Annotated in this window: 15 protein-coding genes; 11 read left to right on the forward strand and 4 right to left on the reverse strand. The window is 41.6% G+C overall.

The annotated features are described in order from the left end of the window. The first annotated feature begins 126 nt into the window (after nt 1–126). From leuA to rdgB, 7 genes are all read left to right on the forward strand, one after another. Complete coding sequence (gene leuA, locus B2727_RS10575) at nt 127–1,824, forward strand: 2-isopropylmalate synthase (protein WP_033134125.1); 1,698 nt, start codon at nt 127–129, stop codon at nt 1,822–1,824. 126 nt (nt 1,825–1,950) lie between these two features. After that, nucleotides 1,951–3,111, forward strand: coding sequence for a homoserine O-succinyltransferase MetX (gene metX / locus B2727_RS10580; protein WP_004804212.1), 1,161 nt, complete (start codon nt 1,951–1,953; stop codon nt 3,109–3,111). Continuing rightward, nucleotides 3,111–3,704: a methionine biosynthesis protein MetW gene (gene metW / locus B2727_RS10585; protein WP_016651551.1), complete on the forward strand. Its 594-nt coding sequence runs from the start codon at nt 3,111–3,113 to the stop codon at nt 3,702–3,704. Before metX ends, metW begins: the two co-directional genes overlap by 1 nt. Further along, the gene (locus tag B2727_RS10590) at nt 3,701–4,288 is read left to right on the forward strand and encodes a tetratricopeptide repeat protein (protein ID WP_004804208.1); all 588 of its coding nucleotides are present in this window, start codon (nt 3,701–3,703) and stop codon (nt 4,286–4,288) included. Before metW ends, B2727_RS10590 begins: the two co-directional genes overlap by 4 nt. Nucleotides 4,289–4,444: 156 nt before the next feature. Continuing rightward, complete coding sequence (locus B2727_RS10595; RefSeq protein WP_033134126.1) at nt 4,445–5,026, forward strand: class I SAM-dependent methyltransferase; 582 nt, start codon at nt 4,445–4,447, stop codon at nt 5,024–5,026. A 1-nt stretch (nt 5,027) separates the two neighbouring features. Beyond that, a complete protein-coding gene (locus B2727_RS10600; protein WP_033134127.1) occupies nt 5,028–5,468 on the forward strand; it encodes a hypothetical protein in 441 nt (146 codons plus the stop codon). Nucleotides 5,469–5,544: 76 nt separating this feature from the next. Then, nucleotides 5,545–6,168: an RdgB/HAM1 family non-canonical purine NTP pyrophosphatase gene (rdgB, locus tag B2727_RS10605; RefSeq protein WP_033134128.1), complete on the forward strand. Its 624-nt coding sequence runs from the start codon at nt 5,545–5,547 to the stop codon at nt 6,166–6,168. Nucleotides 6,169–6,185: 17 nt separating this feature from the next. Here rdgB and B2727_RS10610 read toward each other — a convergent pair whose 3' ends face one another. Next, the gene (locus tag B2727_RS10610) at nt 6,186–7,073 is read right to left on the reverse strand and encodes a permease (protein WP_033134129.1); all 888 of its coding nucleotides are present in this window, start codon (nt 7,071–7,073) and stop codon (nt 6,186–6,188) included. A gap of 152 nt (nt 7,074–7,225) precedes the next feature. Between B2727_RS10610 and tatA the strand changes: the two genes are divergently transcribed. The 4 genes from tatA (at nt 7,226) to B2727_RS10630 (ending at nt 10,823) form a co-directional block, all read left to right on the forward strand. After that, the gene (tatA, locus tag B2727_RS10615) at nt 7,226–7,441 is read left to right on the forward strand and encodes a Sec-independent protein translocase subunit TatA (RefSeq protein ID WP_004678519.1); all 216 of its coding nucleotides are present in this window, start codon (nt 7,226–7,228) and stop codon (nt 7,439–7,441) included. A gap of 12 nt (nt 7,442–7,453) precedes the next feature. Continuing rightward, complete coding sequence (tatB, locus tag B2727_RS10620; protein ID WP_033134130.1) at nt 7,454–7,894, forward strand: Sec-independent protein translocase protein TatB; 441 nt, start codon at nt 7,454–7,456, stop codon at nt 7,892–7,894. Beyond that, nucleotides 7,891–8,655 carry a twin-arginine translocase subunit TatC gene (gene tatC, locus B2727_RS10625; RefSeq protein ID WP_033134131.1) on the forward strand — a complete coding sequence of 255 codons (765 nt, stop codon included), beginning with the start codon at nt 7,891–7,893 and terminating at the stop codon, nt 8,653–8,655. The genes tatB and tatC overlap by 4 nt, the downstream gene beginning before the upstream one ends. Before the next feature lie 182 nt (nt 8,656–8,837). Then, nucleotides 8,838–10,823 (forward strand): PhoX family protein, encoded by a 1,986-nt coding sequence (locus B2727_RS10630; RefSeq protein ID WP_033134132.1) that lies wholly within the window; start codon nt 8,838–8,840, stop codon nt 10,821–10,823. Nucleotides 10,824–11,053: 230 nt separating this feature from the next. Here the strand turns inward: B2727_RS10630 and B2727_RS10635 are convergent, their stop codons facing one another. The 3 genes from B2727_RS10635 to B2727_RS10645 all read right to left on the reverse strand — a co-directional run bounded on the left by B2727_RS10635 (nt 11,054) and on the right by B2727_RS10645 (nt 14,931). Next, nucleotides 11,054–11,704 carry a hypothetical protein gene (locus B2727_RS10635; RefSeq protein ID WP_033134133.1) on the reverse strand — a complete coding sequence of 217 codons (651 nt, stop codon included), beginning with the start codon at nt 11,702–11,704 and terminating at the stop codon, nt 11,054–11,056. 78 nt (nt 11,705–11,782) lie between these two features. Further along, a complete protein-coding gene (locus B2727_RS10640) occupies nt 11,783–13,318 on the reverse strand; it encodes an alkaline phosphatase (protein ID WP_033134134.1) in 1,536 nt (511 codons plus the stop codon). Between the two features lie 20 nt (nt 13,319–13,338). Next, nucleotides 13,339–14,931: an alkaline phosphatase gene (locus B2727_RS10645; protein WP_033134135.1), complete on the reverse strand. Its 1,593-nt coding sequence runs from the start codon at nt 14,929–14,931 to the stop codon at nt 13,339–13,341. Nucleotides 14,932–15,036: the final 105 nt, after the last annotated feature.

The raw sequence follows: 15,036 nt of genomic DNA on the forward strand, positions 1-15,036 counted from the left end.
CGCCTACATTTTTAGGCGCTCGATCCCCGAATTCGCTTTAAATTAATTCTTATAGACACCATATATATCTGTAGCACGTTGCCTTTTATTTGACTCAGCAACCATGCTACGACAAGGAGTTTTCTCATGATGTTGGCTGACCCAAGCAAAAAATACCGCCGTATGTATCAACGAGTGGATTTACCCGATCGTCAATGGCCGAATAATGAAATCAATCAAGCACCGATTTGGATGAGTACCGACCTTCGTGATGGGAACCAAGCGATTTTTGAACCGATGGATATGGATCAAAAATTAAAAATGTTCCACATGTTGGTTAAAATCGGCTTTAAGCACATCGAAATTGGCTTTCCATCAGCTTCTCAAATTGACTTCGATTTTACTCGTAAATTGATTGAAGAAAATTTGATTCCTGACGATGTGTATATCGAAGTGTTGGTGCAAGCACGTGATCATTTGATTGAACGCACCTTTGAAGCGTTGGTTAATGCAAAGCGTGCCATTGTGCATATCTATAATTCAAACTCTCCAACCTTCCGTCAGAAAGTCTTAAACGTCGATGCCAATGGTTCAAAGCAACTTGCCATTAACGCAGCAACAAAAGTCAAAGAATATGCGGCGCAATATCCTGCTACAGACTGGATTTTCCAGTACAGCCCAGAATGTTTCTCTGCAACTGAATTAGAAGTTGCCAAAGATGTCTGTGATGCTGTGACTGAAATTTGGGAAGCTTCACCAACCAATAAAGTCATCTTGAACTTACCTGCAACAGTTGAAGTGTCTACACCGAATGTCTATGCCGATCAAATCGAATGGATGCACCGTAACTTGGCGCGTCGTGATGGCGTGATTATCTCTGTTCACTGTCACAATGACCGTGGTTGTGGTATCGCAGCCTCTGAATTGGCGATTATGGCGGGTGCTGACCGTGTAGAAGGTTGTGTATTTGGTAATGGTGAACGTACTGGTAATGTGGACGTTGCTGCGATTGCCTTGAACATGTATACCCAAGGCGTTGCACCAAACTTAGACTTCTCAAATATCAATGAAATCATTGCAACAGTTGAAGAATGTACAGGTTTACCAGTGCATCCTCGTCATCCATATGCAGGTGATTTAGTCTTTACCGCGTTCTCTGGTTCACACCAAGATGCGATTAAAAAAGGCTTCGAATTCCAGAAAAACGAAGACATCTGGGATATGCCATATTTACCAATCGATCCAAAAGACTTGGGCCGTGACTACGATGCGGTGATTCGCGTCAACAGCCAATCAGGTAAAGGCGGTATCGCCTACTTGTTGGAATCGAATTATAACGTTGCTTTACCACGTCGTGTCCAAATCGAATTCAGTCAGATCGTACAGCAGCATACCGATGAAAATGGCACAGAAATCAGTGCACATGAAATCTGGACTTTATTCGAAAATACCTATGTCGATGTGAAGAACAGCCATTATCAAACCAAACATTATCAATTGTCGGATATCAATGGTACACAAATCATTGAATTAGACGTTGAAATTGACGGTGAAATTCAACGTCTCCGCGGAGAAGGAAATGGCCCGATCTCAGCTATGTTGAATGCCTTACAGTTACCAATTGATGTGGTGAACTATGAAGAGCGCAGTATCAGTTCAGGTGCCAATGCCAAAGCACTTGCCTTGATTGAGCTTCAAGTGAAAGGCACAGGTAAGAGCGCATTTGGTGCGGGTGTACATGACAACATCGTGACTTCATCAATCGAAGCCATTATTGCATGTACCAATCGTTTAATTGAACAAGGTGTATTAACCACCGATCAAGTGGCTGCTGCAGCCGTTTAGATAGGTGAAATATCACATAATCGTCAGTAAAGCTGAGTTGTAATATCAGAAAAAATGACTTTTGAAAGGATACCTGAATTGGTATCCTTTTATTATTAATGATTTATTATAGGGCGAATCATTCCAGTGTCTTTTCCATCGGATTCAGTGGGTTTAGTCACACCACAAAAGTTTCAATTTGAACAACCCTTAGAACTTGAATGTGGCCGCGTATTGCCACGTTTCGATTTAATGGTTGAAACCTATGGAACCCTCAATGCAGATCAATCCAATGCCATTCTGATTTGCCATGCGCTGTCAGGACATCACCATGCTGCAGGCTATCATCATGAAGATGATAAGAAGGCAGGCTGGTGGGACAGCTGTATTGGCCCTGGAAAAGCGATTGATACCAATCACTTCTTTGTTGTTTCCTTAAATAATATCGGTGGATGCAGTGGTTCAACTGGCCCGACTTCACCCAATCCTGAAAATGAAAATCGCCCTTACGGTCCTGACTTCCCATTAGTCACAGTGCGTGACTGGGTCAAAACTCAAGCAATGCTGTCTGACCGTTTAGGCGTTAAAGTTTGGTATTCTGTGATTGGCGGCTCTCTGGGCGGCATGCAAGCTCTACAATGGTCTTTGGATTATCCAGACCGATTACAAAAATGCGCCATCATCGCTAGTGCACCCAAATTATCAGCCCAAAATATTGCCTTTAACGAAGTTGCACGCCAATCGATTCTATCTGATCCTGATTTCCATCATGGACGTTATCTAGAAAATGACAGTTATCCAAAACGTGGTTTGATTTTGGCGCGTATGGTGGGTCATATCACCTACTTGTCAGAAGAAGCCATGAAACAGAAATTTGGTCGCGATTTAAAATCGGGCAAATTTATGTATGGTTTTGATGTCGAATTCCAAGTGGAAAGCTATTTGCGTTACCAAGGCGAACAATTTAGCCGCAATTTCGATGCAAATACTTACTTGATTATGACCAAGGCCTTGGATTATTTTGACCCTTCGCGTGAATATGAACATTCTTTGACGAAGGCAATGAGTCAACCGAAGTGCCAATTTTTGGTGATTTCATTTACTACAGACTGGCGCTTTAGTCCAAGCCGTTCTCAAGAACTGGTGGATGCTTTGATTGATAATCATAAGCCTGTCAGCTACTTAGATATTGATGCTGAACAAGGTCATGACTCGTTCTTATTTCCTATTCCACTGTATGTAAAAACGCTACGCGCATTTTTAGGTGGAGAACAACAGTTGCAATCGACATCGCAGGAGCAGCACTAATGCGTATAGATCAACGACTCGCCGAAAAATGGATTAACCCGAACTCTAGCGTGCTAGACTTAGGCTGTGGTGATGGTGAATTGCTAGCTCATATGAGCAAACAGCACAATATTCGTGCCTATGGTCTAGAAATTGATCAAGAAAAGATTGCAATTGCCATCAGTCGGGGGTTAAATATTATCCAACAGGACTTAAACCTTGGTTTAAGTCGTTTTGCCGACCAGTCTTTTGACTCTGTGGTCATGGCACAAGCTTTGCAAGCTGTAGATGCACCCGATGTATTACTTCGTGATATGGTGCGTGTCGGCAAACAGGCCATTATTACTTTTCCAAACTTTGCGCATTGGAAGACACGTTCTTTTCTTGCCTTGAAAGGGAAAATGCCTGTTTCGGAAGCTTTACCCTATATGTGGTATAACACCCCGAATATTCATTTATGTACTTTCCGTGACTTTGAAGCCTTATGTGCTGAGAATCGGATTAAAATTATTAATCGACTTGCCGTTAATGGTGACCAACAAGGTAGTATGCTCAGTAAGCATATGCCGAACCTATTTGGTGAAGTCGCAATTTATCGAGTGAGCGCTCTATGAAAAAGACATTAATCAGCACATTTTTATTTGGTCTGATCAGTATACAAGCGCATGCTGACTATGTTGCTCAACCACAATCGGTTGCAACACAGGCAGCACGTTATTCAGTGATGGGTATCAATGAATTGCAAAGCGCGGCAAAATCTGGTCAAGCTGGGGCACAGTTTTACTTAGCAACCCGTTACCAGTTTGGTAAAGATGTTGCTAAAGATGAAAAACAAGCATTTTCTTTATTCAAAGCAGCAGCAGATCAAGGTTTATCTGCAGCACAATTGAATGTTGGTCGTATGTATGCCGATGGTATTGGTGTAAAGAAAGACGATGCTTTAGCGCGTAAATATTTCGAGAAAGCAGCAAGCAATGGTGACAACCGTGCCAGCTTCAATCTTGCGATGATGGAAGAGCAGAAGAAAAACTTTGTTGGTGCTTATCAGTGGTATGAGCTTTCAACCCGTGATGGTATGTTGGATACCAAAGTGATCAGTCTTTCTGAAGGTAAGAAAACAGCATTGGCTGCAAACTTAACTCAAGATCAGATTCGTACTGCACGTGACCGTGCTGATAAATGGATTCAAGCACAATAATCTTGTTTAGATCTATTGAGTGATATAAAAACCGACTTGTGAGAGTCGGTTTTTTATTGCTTTTATTCTAAATTGATTTAAATATAGTCCAATTTTCACTTTTACAAGAAGAACTTAAACTGTTATTTATATTACATTCTTCATTTTTTAGCGCTCATGTCTCAGATATTTGCTGAACTCACTCAAGATCAGCCACATCGTCCGATCTTGGAATATGCACTTCCGTATGTTGATTCGACCCTTCCTCGTGTTGCTATTGATTGTGGATGTGGTGCAGGTAATGAAGCCGCCTTCTTACTCAAGCATGATTATCTGGTTTACGCTTTTGACCCTTCTGAAGCAGCACAACAAGTGTGTCAGCATCGATTTAAAAATCATCCTAAATTCTTTTTCTCAAATCATATCTTTGAAGACTATTCATATCCGTCAGCCAGTATTATCGTTGCCCTATTCAGTCTGTTCTTTTGTGCCCCTAGCCAAATTGATCATGTACTCGCAAAGATGAAACATGCCTTGCCTCAAGGCGGCATTTTACTAATACAACTTTTAGGTCAAGATGACCCTTGGTTATTAAAACAGTCTCAGACCATGCAAGGATTTAATCGCCAGCAAATTGAACAACTGTTCATTGAAGATTATGAAATTTTATTGAATCAAGAAACTAGAACAGAACATCCAAATGCTTACGGAAAAATGAAATTCTGGAATTTCCATACACTGATCTTGAAAAAAATTTAGCATGAAATTTTCTTTTACAGTTACGCCCTATTCAGATGGAATTTATACAGGTCTTAACATGCAAATCATTCCTTATGATTTGCAACGAAATCCAAATTGTGATCATTCAATTGTCATTGATGAAATCGCATTTTCTTTAGTCGAGCACTTATTTTTAGGGAGTGATAACCCTTGTTCACATTGGGGAAATACGTATCTTGATGCAGAAGAAATAGCACAAATTATTGCAAAACTTAATACCTATAAAATTTACTTAGAAGCTAAAAAATATTTACGCTATAACGATAATGTTCATCTTTTATTTAAACAAGAAACTAAACTTTTTAAGAAAAAATATCCGAGATACAAAACAGATGTGATCAAAATGTTGGATGATCTTATACGCTTCTTAACCAATCGATTAGAACAAGATGTTGATGGTTTCACTATTATTGGCGTTTAATCATAAAGACATACAACCGACTTAGACCACCAAATCGAGTACAATTCATTTTATTTAAAATATTGAGATTTTCAGCATGTCTACTCAACCATGGCTCAACCAAGGCAGTCTTGTCCTTGCAAGTAATAACAAAGGTAAAGTAGTCGAATTTGAACATCTGTTTCAACAACTTGATCTTCCTGTCGAGATTATTCCTCAAGGCAAACTCGATATTGAAGATGCGATAGAAGATGGTCTCAGCTTTGTTGAAAATGCCATTATCAAAGCACGTCATGCGTCTAAGCTTTCAGGTAAACCAGCACTTGCAGATGACTCGGGACTGTGTGTTCCTATTTTAGGCGGTGCACCTGGCATCTACTCGGCACGCTATGCAGGTGAACACGGTAATGATGCAGCCAATAACCAAAAATTACTGGCTGATCTTGCACCTTTGCGTAAAGACGGTGAAGCCATTGAAGGGATGTTTGTCTGCGTATTGGCGCTGGTCACACATGCAGAAGATCCACTGCCACAAATTTTCCAAGGCATCTGGAAAGGTGAGATTTTAGAAGCAGCACGTGGTGAAAATGGTTTTGGATATGACCCACTATTTTGGTTGCCTGAACTCAATGTTTCGAGTGCTGAACTGAGCAAAGCTGAGAAAAATAAGATCAGCCATCGCGGTCAAGCCATGCAGCTGTTTAAAGCCAGCTTGGTTTAAAACACAAAAATGCCCTCCTAGATGAGGGCATTTTTTATATGCAGCAATAGACCATAGACCACAATCACCAGACAGCTCACCATGGTTCCCGCAGCAATATAGCGAGCTGATATACCTGTACCTTGATAATGCGTTTCCAAAGCAACGATATTGGCAGCAGGCGGCAAACAAAATAAGAAAAACAGCAAAGGGAGTAATAATTCAATCTGCGGAATCGCAATAAAATAATAGGTCAATGTACAGATCACAACACCACACAAGAGCTTGAACATTAAAGTGCGAGTACTCAGCCACAAATCAGCCATATGTACACGGGTATGTCTCAGCCACATTCCCAAAATACACATGCCCGCAAAGCTCATCCCAAATTTGGCAATATCATACAGTCCTTCTACAACCCCATTACCCTGCAAATGATGAGCCCCCAATAACCATAGAATTAAGGCTGCAAACAAGGCCAAGACCGGTGGTGACTTAAGAACTTTATGCAGTGTTGCAACGTAATTAGTCGGCCCTTCTGAAACGGCAGCAACTGCCCAAATATTGCCAAACAGTGAACCCCCGATATATAGCGCGATCATAGCTCCACTGACCTGCTCTCCAAATAAGGCGATGGCAAATGGAAAACCTAACCAACCAATATTGCTATAACTCACACAGAGTGCTTGTAAGCGATCCTTTGAAAAGTAGAAAAAACCATAAAATAGAAGAATCGATGTAATGAAACTAAATCCCATCAGTGCAAAGCTACCTGCCTGATAAAACACCATGTTGTAGATGATCACCACAGGAATAAATAAGCGTGCCAATAATGAAGATAAGATTTTCTTCGCCTGTTCCGCGACTTTGAATTGAGCAAGCAACAATCCGAAAATAAAGGCACTGATGGGGAGAATAAAGGTCATGTCGATCTGTTTTTATCATGTCTTGATATGCTGCATATGCTAGCACTATTTACCATTGGGTAAATGCGTTGTCTTAAAACTGCAATATAAGTGTCACATCTTTGTCATGCCAAGCTGTTGAGATATATCCAAAGTTTTATAGGAATAGAATGATGGCTGGTTTATCAATTTGGCATGTACTGATTTTTGCAATTGTGGTGATTCTACTGTTCGGTACATCGAAGCTAAAAAACCTGGGTAAAGATGTTGGCGGTGCAGTCAAAGACTTCAAAAAATCAATGAAAGAAGAAGAAGCTGCGACACCTTTAAATGAACCTCGTACCATTGATGCTCAAGTTAAAAATACTGAAAGCTCAGTAAAAAGCTAAGCGAGCACGATTATGCTGAATTTGGGAATGACCGAGATCTTTTGCTTTGCCGTGATTGCATTGCTGGTGCTCGGTCCTGATAAATTGCCAGAAGCTGCACGATTCGTAGCCAAATGGTATGGAAAAATTAAAAAGTTTATCAACAACATTCAGAACGAAATTGATCGAGAATTACGCCTTTCTGAGTTCCGCGAAGAAATGCAAAAAGAAATTGATAAAATCACTGAACTTGAACGCAGGATGCAACAACAGTTAGACGCGCTTAAAAATACACAAACGCCTTCTGAAGTTGAAGAAGTAAAAACTGAGACGAAAGCCCCGATCATCTATACGCTTTTTTCTCAGCAAACGACCATTCCTTTCAGTCTTGAATATCAAAAGCAGTTACCTTTCAAACCTGAGCCGAAGCTACCGACTCAACAGTTTGATACAGAATTAAAGATTGCCGTATGAGCCAATTACCATCGACTTCAGTCACTACTGATGAACCCTTACAGCAAATGCCTGTGATGCAGCATTTGATTGTGCTGCGCCAATATCTATTTAAGATTGTTGGGGTAACGATTTTTCTTTTCTTCTGCTTATTGCCCTTTAGAAATACCACCTATCAATGGTTGTCTGAGCCATTAAGACAACAACTGCCTGCAACCTCCACCATGATTGCAACCGATGTCACTGCAACATTTATGGCACCGTTTAAGCTGAATCTATTTGTCGCCTTCATGTTGGCAATGCCGTATATCATTTATCAGATCTGGTCATTCATCAAACCAGCACTGTATGAAAAAGAGCGTCATTTGGCCATTCCGCTCTTATTAGGCAGTATTGTGCTGTTCTATTTAGGGGTGGCATTTGCTTATTTCATTACATTACCTGCGATTTTACACTTCTTTATTAGTGTTTCTCCGGAAACAGTTGCACCAATGACAGACATCAACAGCTATCTAAGCTTCTGTCTAAAATTATTCTTGGTGTTTGGGTTTACCTTCGAAATTCCAATTATTACTTTAGTTTTGATTTTAATTGGTGTAGTCAGCACCCAAAGTCTGGTTGAAAAGCGTCGTTTCATTGTTGTTGGCTGCTTTTTTGTGGCAATGTTTGTGACGCCACCTGATGCCTTGTCGATGATTATGCTGGCCGTTCCGATGTGGATGTTATTCGAACTAGGGTTATTCCTCGGAAAAATACTGGAAAAAAGAAAAGCCTCGGCTTAATTCAAATAGGTGAATAATCCCTGAAAATAGTTCAGGGATTATTTTTCTAATTCCATATTTATTAATTATTTACAAAATAAAAATTGTCTTTAAACTGCCTTCAAACTGTCAGAAAACTGTCATCTCCGCTTCATAGAATCGATCAGGATTTATTTACCATATATTACAGATACGGATTTACTATGACAGCCAATACTAATCAGCCAAGTCGTCGTGATATTTTAAAATGGTTCGCGGGTGTTCCGTTTTTACCACTAGGGGCAATGGGCACAGCAGCAGCTTTAACGGGTTGTAATGATGACAACGATAATAACGTTGTTACACCACCAGCAAAATTGGTTAAATTTAAAAATGCCAAATTTACGCCAATGGCGGCACCAACCACCACAGCAGAAATGGCCACCACTTCTGTTAAATCAAGTTTAACAGTGACTTGGGAAGACAATACCAGCACTGAATATAAATTAGGTTATCAAGAATTTTTCCGCACAGGTATGGAAGTTGACAATATCAACGGCGGCAAAATTATCGCAGGTAGCTATTACGACATTAATAACAAAGCGATCAGAGATACATCGGTTGCAGGTCAAGAACGTCAATTCTTCTCTGACTGTCCAGATGGCTCTTCAATGATTCATCTCAAAGATGCAAAAGTTGACGGTGTCAACAACCCAGTCTTCCATGTGGTTCAGTTCGAATACACCACACAAAACTTAGCCAAACAAAGTATGTATGGTCAGTTACCCTCTCCTATTGCCGTACTCACTTTAGACCAAGATCAAAAAACCGGACATCTTGCATTGAAAAAATACTTCAATGTCGACATGTCTAAAGTTCATGGCCTATGGATTACTTGTGGCGCCAGCCTTTCACCTTGGAATACGCACCTTTCAAGTGAAGAATATGAACCAGATGCCTTTGATCAAATCGGTAGTACCTTAGCAACATTAAGAGCCTACAGTAAAAATCTATATGGCAATGAAAATACAGCCAATGTCTATAACTATGGTCATTTACCAGAAATCATTCTGGATGGTAAAGGTCGTGGTACTGCAGTTAAGCACTACTGTTTAGGCCGTATTTCACATGAGCTAATTCAAGTCATGCCAGACAACCGTACCGTGATCATGGGCGATGACTATACCAACGGCGGCTTCTTTATGTTTGTTGCAGATAAGGAAAAAGATTTATCTGCAGGAACGCTATATGTTGCAAAGTACACTGCTGAGCTGAATGAAACCTCTACAGCGCCAATTAAATGGATCAAACTGGGTCATACCGACAGTAAAACCATTGAAGACTTGGTCAATGTTCGCGGCATTAAAGCTGAAAACATTATGGAGAGCTTAACCACGGCACCTGCAGACTTAACGGGTTATACGCAGATTGTCCTAGATAAGAAGACGCTTTGGATCAAGTTAAAAGAAGCCAATAACGGTTTCAGCAAAGCAGAAATCGAATTAGCTGCTGCCTTCCTCGAAACGCACCGTTATGCAGCCCTCAAAGGCGGTAGTATGGCCTTCACCAAGATGGAAGGAACCACCGTGAATATCAAGGACAAGGTGGCTTATTCTGCACTTGCCAATATTCAAGACTCGATGATTGAGGGTAAATCGAGCTGGGTTGCTGCACATAATGTCAAATTCAAGAATACATTGAAAGCAGGCGGTGTACTTGCGCATGACCTGAAAGGCAGCCAAGTTGACCACTTAAACAATGTGATCAATAGTGAATGGACACCTTACCAAAGCCATATGGTTCTGATGGGCAAAGATATTCCAGTAGATAGCTTGGGTAATACGGCTGATCCCAATAACATTGCCAGCCCAGACAACCTAAAATTCTCTGAAACTTTACGTACTTTGTTCATCGGTGAAGATAGTGGTAACCATACCAATAACTTCCTTTGGGCTTATAACGTTGAGACCAAGTCTTTAGACCGAATTCTGTCTACACCAGCAGGTGCAGAGTCGACTGGTCTACATGCAGTTGATTCGGTCAATGGCTGGACCTATATCATGAGCAATTTCCAACATGCGGGTGATAGCTCAAGCCTTCCTGCTGAATTAAAAGCAAAAGTATTAGCCAACTACAATGGTGGTTATAGTGCAAGTGTCGGCTATATCACCGCTGATCCAGTTGCACCATCAATTGAGAAAAAAGCTTAAATCTCAGCGCTATTAAAAAAACAAATGCCGACATCATGTCGGCATTTGTCTATCTAAATCAATCACAATCTAATCATTCGGCTAGCGCTGGTGTTGATGTAAAACGAATCGAATAGCAGGCTTATTTTATTCAAAGATTGAAATGGCAGCGGCCACAGAGCAGATCTATTTCTCTGATAAAAAAGCCCCTTTAAATAAGGAGCTCAATTCAGCCAATCCGGCTTTAGCAATTAATCACCAAAGTCTGAATAATCTTTGCTGCTGAATTTACTGTAGCTTTTCCAAGGTTCTGCAATATTGACCTGTTGGATATTGGCTTTCAGAATGTCATAGCGCAAACCATCTAGACTGCGTACTTCCACCCGTTTGGCAATATTATTGCGATTGTCCCATTCAATGCTCATTTTATTTTTCTTATTCTGGCTTTCATACCAAGTGCTGTTGCTGTCTTTTTTCTTAACGGTCATTCCCTTTAAACTTTTAGGATCAATCAAAAAATACACACAGTTCCAACAGTTGCTGAGTCCTAACATATCGACATCGGCATCTTGCAAATGTACAACGGTTTTATCTTCCATCAGCACCAAATTGAGTTTGGGCTGTTTTTTCTGATCAATAAAATAATGCTGGGCTGCTTCAGCTAAATCTAAATGTTTATGCCCACCCTTTTCATGTCCATGTTGGTGATGTTTAGGCAGTACACGTTCAATCCAAATATTCTGAGTATTACGATACATGCGCTCCTGAAACACACTGGTACGTGTCACTCCATCATTGCCAATGGTTTGGGTCTCACGGGTAATATTGGCACTTAATACTGGGGCTGCATGCAAAGACGTCATTCCCACGCTCAGTAATACCGCACTCATCACTAGACGCATGTTATTTCCTACATAAAAAAACCTCAGTCATAGTGACTGAGGTTGTTTGCAATATGATGAAAATCTTCAATAAAGCGTTTATTTAAATCCGAATGCTTCTTTTAACTTGCTAAATACCCATGCATTTTCACGTGTACCTTTAAATACTTGTGAACCCGCACCTTCAGCAAATAACAATACATCACCACCACCATGCGTTTCAGAACCAGGATTGCCCAGCTTTATCCCAACCTCTTGCAAGTAATCATCTGCTGCCGCTTCATTGTCAGTAATATCAATACGTGAGGTTGGACGTGGTCCGCCACCATTACCAAACACCAAGGTAGTTGAGGTTTTACCATTGACATCCAGATTCGGTGCATGCTTCTTGCCGTCAGCCAATACACGCGTGCGAGCATCAGTCGCTTTGGCTTCTTGATAGCTATAGCTCAAACCCAAAATACCCGGGTTGGTGGTTGTGGTTTTTCCAGTACGCGCGGTATAGCCATTAAAGGTCATGGTATGGTCGTGGTCAGCGGTCACCACAATCAGGGTATTCTTTAACTCAGGATCGGTTTTCTTGATTTTATCCAATGCCGTCTTAATTGCATTATCAAAAGCAATGGTGTCTTGCAATGCGCGTTTGGCATTGGTTCCATGCAGGGCATGGTCAATACGCCCGCCTTCCACCATCAAGAAAAAGCCTTTGCCTGCAGTATCTTGAGCTTGTAGTAAATCAATCGATTTTGCGGTCATTTCAGCCAAACTTGGTTGGTTTGGCGCTGTTCGTGCTCGGTCTAAATCGTATTCCAGATGTGAAGTGGCAGAATAAAGACCGATGTATTTTTTATTCAATGGTGCTGCGTCCATCTCTGCTTTGGTTGCACCTACGGTGTAGTTTTTAGCTTTTAATTCATTCAGTAAGTTACGCCCATCAACACGACCCTTTTTATTGTCAGTCGCATTATAAGGGGTGAAATGATTGCGCCCGCCACCCATCAATACATCAACGCCATCTAACAGTTTTGTATTATAACCTGCACCACCCGGAATCACCTGACGTGCAATCTCAAACTGTGCATTACGATTACATACATGAGAGAAGGTCGCAGCAGGTGTTGCGTGAGTCAATTCTGTGGTGGTAATCGCACCCACTTTTTTACCATTGGCTTTGGCCAATTCTAGAATCGTTTCTGCAGGGCTGCCCGCAGCCACACTCGAACCTGGGGTTGGGCAATTATTGATGGCATTAGATACTTTAGTACCATCTGGTGCTGTACCCGCACTTGGTTCAACCGCGATCGTCCCAGGTGTCATCCCAATCACTTCATTACGGGTTTTCTTACCCGTCATATAAGCCGCCATTGATGGTGCGCTATCGGTGGTTTGACCATCTTCTGAATAGGTCTTGATACGTACAGTACGACGCAAGGTGTCCATGGTTAATTTGCCAGATTCACCATAGCCATAAATACGGCTTGCGGTCACTGTGGTTGGGCCCATGCCATCACCCAAGAAAAAAATGATATTCTTGGCTTCGCCCGCAGCTTGTGCACCAGTGCTTGCAGCAACTAATGCAACAGTTAAAGCAGATGCTTTCATACCAAACTGACCTAATTTAAATTGTTTTAACATCATCGTTCTCCAGTCTGTTGTTATTTATCTAGGCCAATGGCTTTGCGAACTAAGTTAAAGACTTCGATATTTTCGAGGCTGCCGTGGAAGTTATCTGACCCCACACCAATTGCACCCAGAAACACATCGGTACCACCATGGGTTTCACTATCCGCAAAACCAGTTTGCACCACAGCTTCTTGCTGGAAGTCATCGGAAGCGGTACCTGTACACCAACCTTCTTTATCAATATCCGTACCACGACTATCGGTAAATTTACCCGCTGGACCTACGGCTGGATTACAGCTGTCGTTATCGGTCAATACCCCACGCGCTTCGATACGGTCATTGTCTAAACGCTTTTTACCTGTACCAAAACCGATAATTGGATATGGGTTGCCATTCACATCAGTTGAGAAACCTGCCTTGTTATAGTTTTTGACTAAACCGAGCACACTGGTCTCTGCCCCTTTCACATATTTACCTGTACGTTTTGCATAGCCATTCAAGACCATGGTGTGATCATGGTCAGCGGTGACCACGATCAAGGTATTTTTGAGCTCAGGATCGGTTTTTTTAACTTTATCAATTGCAGCTTTAATCGCATTATCAAAAGCAACCGTATCTTGTAAGGCACGCTTGGCATTGGTGTCATGCAGGGCATGGTCAATACGGCCCCCCTCAACCATCAAGAAGAAGCTTTTGTTTTTTGCTTGTAAGACATCAATCGCCTTGGTGGTCATATCGGCAAGACTTGGCTCATCAATTTTCTTATTGGTACGATCCAAGTCATAGTTCATATGGCTGGCATTGAATAAGCCCAATAATTTCTTGGTTTTGCTTGGATCAATTTTGGTTAAATCACTTCCGCTTGAAACAAAGCTATAGCCCTGATCTTGCATTTCTTTGACCAGATCACGACCATCTGCCCGTTTACCACCCGATACCGTCGTTGGTTTAAACTGGCGCAAGCCACCACCCAAGACCACATCCACACCATCGTTTAATTTAGTGTTATACGCACCCCATCCTGTTCCCTTACCTGCTGGAACCAATTGTGCTGCAATATCGTTCTCAGCATCACGATGGCACACATGCGCATAGGTCGTAGCAGGTGTTGCATGGGTAATACGGGTTGTGGTGACAAGCCCAGTGCCCATGCCTTGCGCTTTAGCAAGTTCAAGCAATGTTTCTGCTGGTTTCTTGCCTTTATTGGCTGCAACATCGTCACAGGTACTGGTACCATCTGCTTTCGGTGGGGATGCGATGGTGCCTGTCTGCATGGAAATGACTTCATTATTCATTTTCACGCCTGTCATATAGGCTGCCATAGATGGCGCACTGTCTGTCACTTGACCATCTTCTGAAAAGGTACGGACAAATGCAGTTTCTGGCAGCGTATCAATGGTCAAATCGCCATCCTCGCCAACAGAGTAAATACGCGATGCGGTTAAGGTGGTAATCCCCATCCCATCGCCCAAGAAGAAAATTACATTTTTTGCAGTTGGTGTTTTTGGTACTTCAGTTTTTTCATTGTTATCACTATCGTTACAAGCAGTCATTCCAGCTGACAAAACTGCCATTAAACTGACCGCCAATAGCTTTTTGGAAAAGCCCGTCTTTGATAAGAACATAGAATATCCCCAGATGTATTGTTTGGACGTAACTTGATTGGCTACACCATAACAATGCTGGGTGACCCTTTTATGTCACCTTGATGACAGTATTATTTCATCTTG

Origin of the sequence: Acinetobacter sp. UBA991 (assembly GCF_002292065.1) — a bacterium.
Lineage (GTDB): Bacteria > Pseudomonadota > Gammaproteobacteria > Pseudomonadales > Moraxellaceae > Acinetobacter > Acinetobacter higginsii.

Excerpts from the sequence above, each read along its gene's own strand:
- B2727_RS10590 (WP_004804208.1), top strand. The coding sequence starts at position 3,701 with ATGAAAAAGACATTAATCAGCACATTTTTATTTGGTCTGATCAGTATA.
- B2727_RS10600 (WP_033134127.1), top strand. The coding sequence starts at position 5,028 with ATGAAATTTTCTTTTACAGTTACGCCCTATTCAGATGGAATTTATACA.
- B2727_RS10640 (WP_033134134.1), bottom strand. The coding sequence starts at position 13,318 with ATGTTAAAACAATTTAAATTAGGTCAGTTTGGTATGAAAGCATCTGCT.
- tatA (WP_004678519.1), top strand. The coding sequence starts at position 7,226 with ATGGCTGGTTTATCAATTTGGCATGTACTGATTTTTGCAATTGTGGTG.
- tatC (WP_033134131.1), top strand. The coding sequence starts at position 7,891 with ATGAGCCAATTACCATCGACTTCAGTCACTACTGATGAACCCTTACAG.
- metW (WP_016651551.1), top strand. The coding sequence starts at position 3,111 with ATGCGTATAGATCAACGACTCGCCGAAAAATGGATTAACCCGAACTCT.
- tatB (WP_033134130.1), top strand. The coding sequence starts at position 7,454 with ATGCTGAATTTGGGAATGACCGAGATCTTTTGCTTTGCCGTGATTGCA.
- leuA (WP_033134125.1), top strand. The coding sequence starts at position 127 with ATGATGTTGGCTGACCCAAGCAAAAAATACCGCCGTATGTATCAACGA.
- B2727_RS10635 (WP_033134133.1), bottom strand. The coding sequence starts at position 11,704 with ATGCGTCTAGTGATGAGTGCGGTATTACTGAGCGTGGGAATGACGTCT.
- B2727_RS10645 (WP_033134135.1), bottom strand. The coding sequence starts at position 14,931 with ATGTTCTTATCAAAGACGGGCTTTTCCAAAAAGCTATTGGCGGTCAGT.
- rdgB (WP_033134128.1), top strand. The coding sequence starts at position 5,545 with ATGTCTACTCAACCATGGCTCAACCAAGGCAGTCTTGTCCTTGCAAGT.
- B2727_RS10630 (WP_033134132.1), top strand. The coding sequence starts at position 8,838 with ATGACAGCCAATACTAATCAGCCAAGTCGTCGTGATATTTTAAAATGG.
- B2727_RS10595 (WP_033134126.1), top strand. The coding sequence starts at position 4,445 with ATGTCTCAGATATTTGCTGAACTCACTCAAGATCAGCCACATCGTCCG.
- B2727_RS10610 (WP_033134129.1), bottom strand. The coding sequence starts at position 7,073 with ATGACCTTTATTCTCCCCATCAGTGCCTTTATTTTCGGATTGTTGCTT.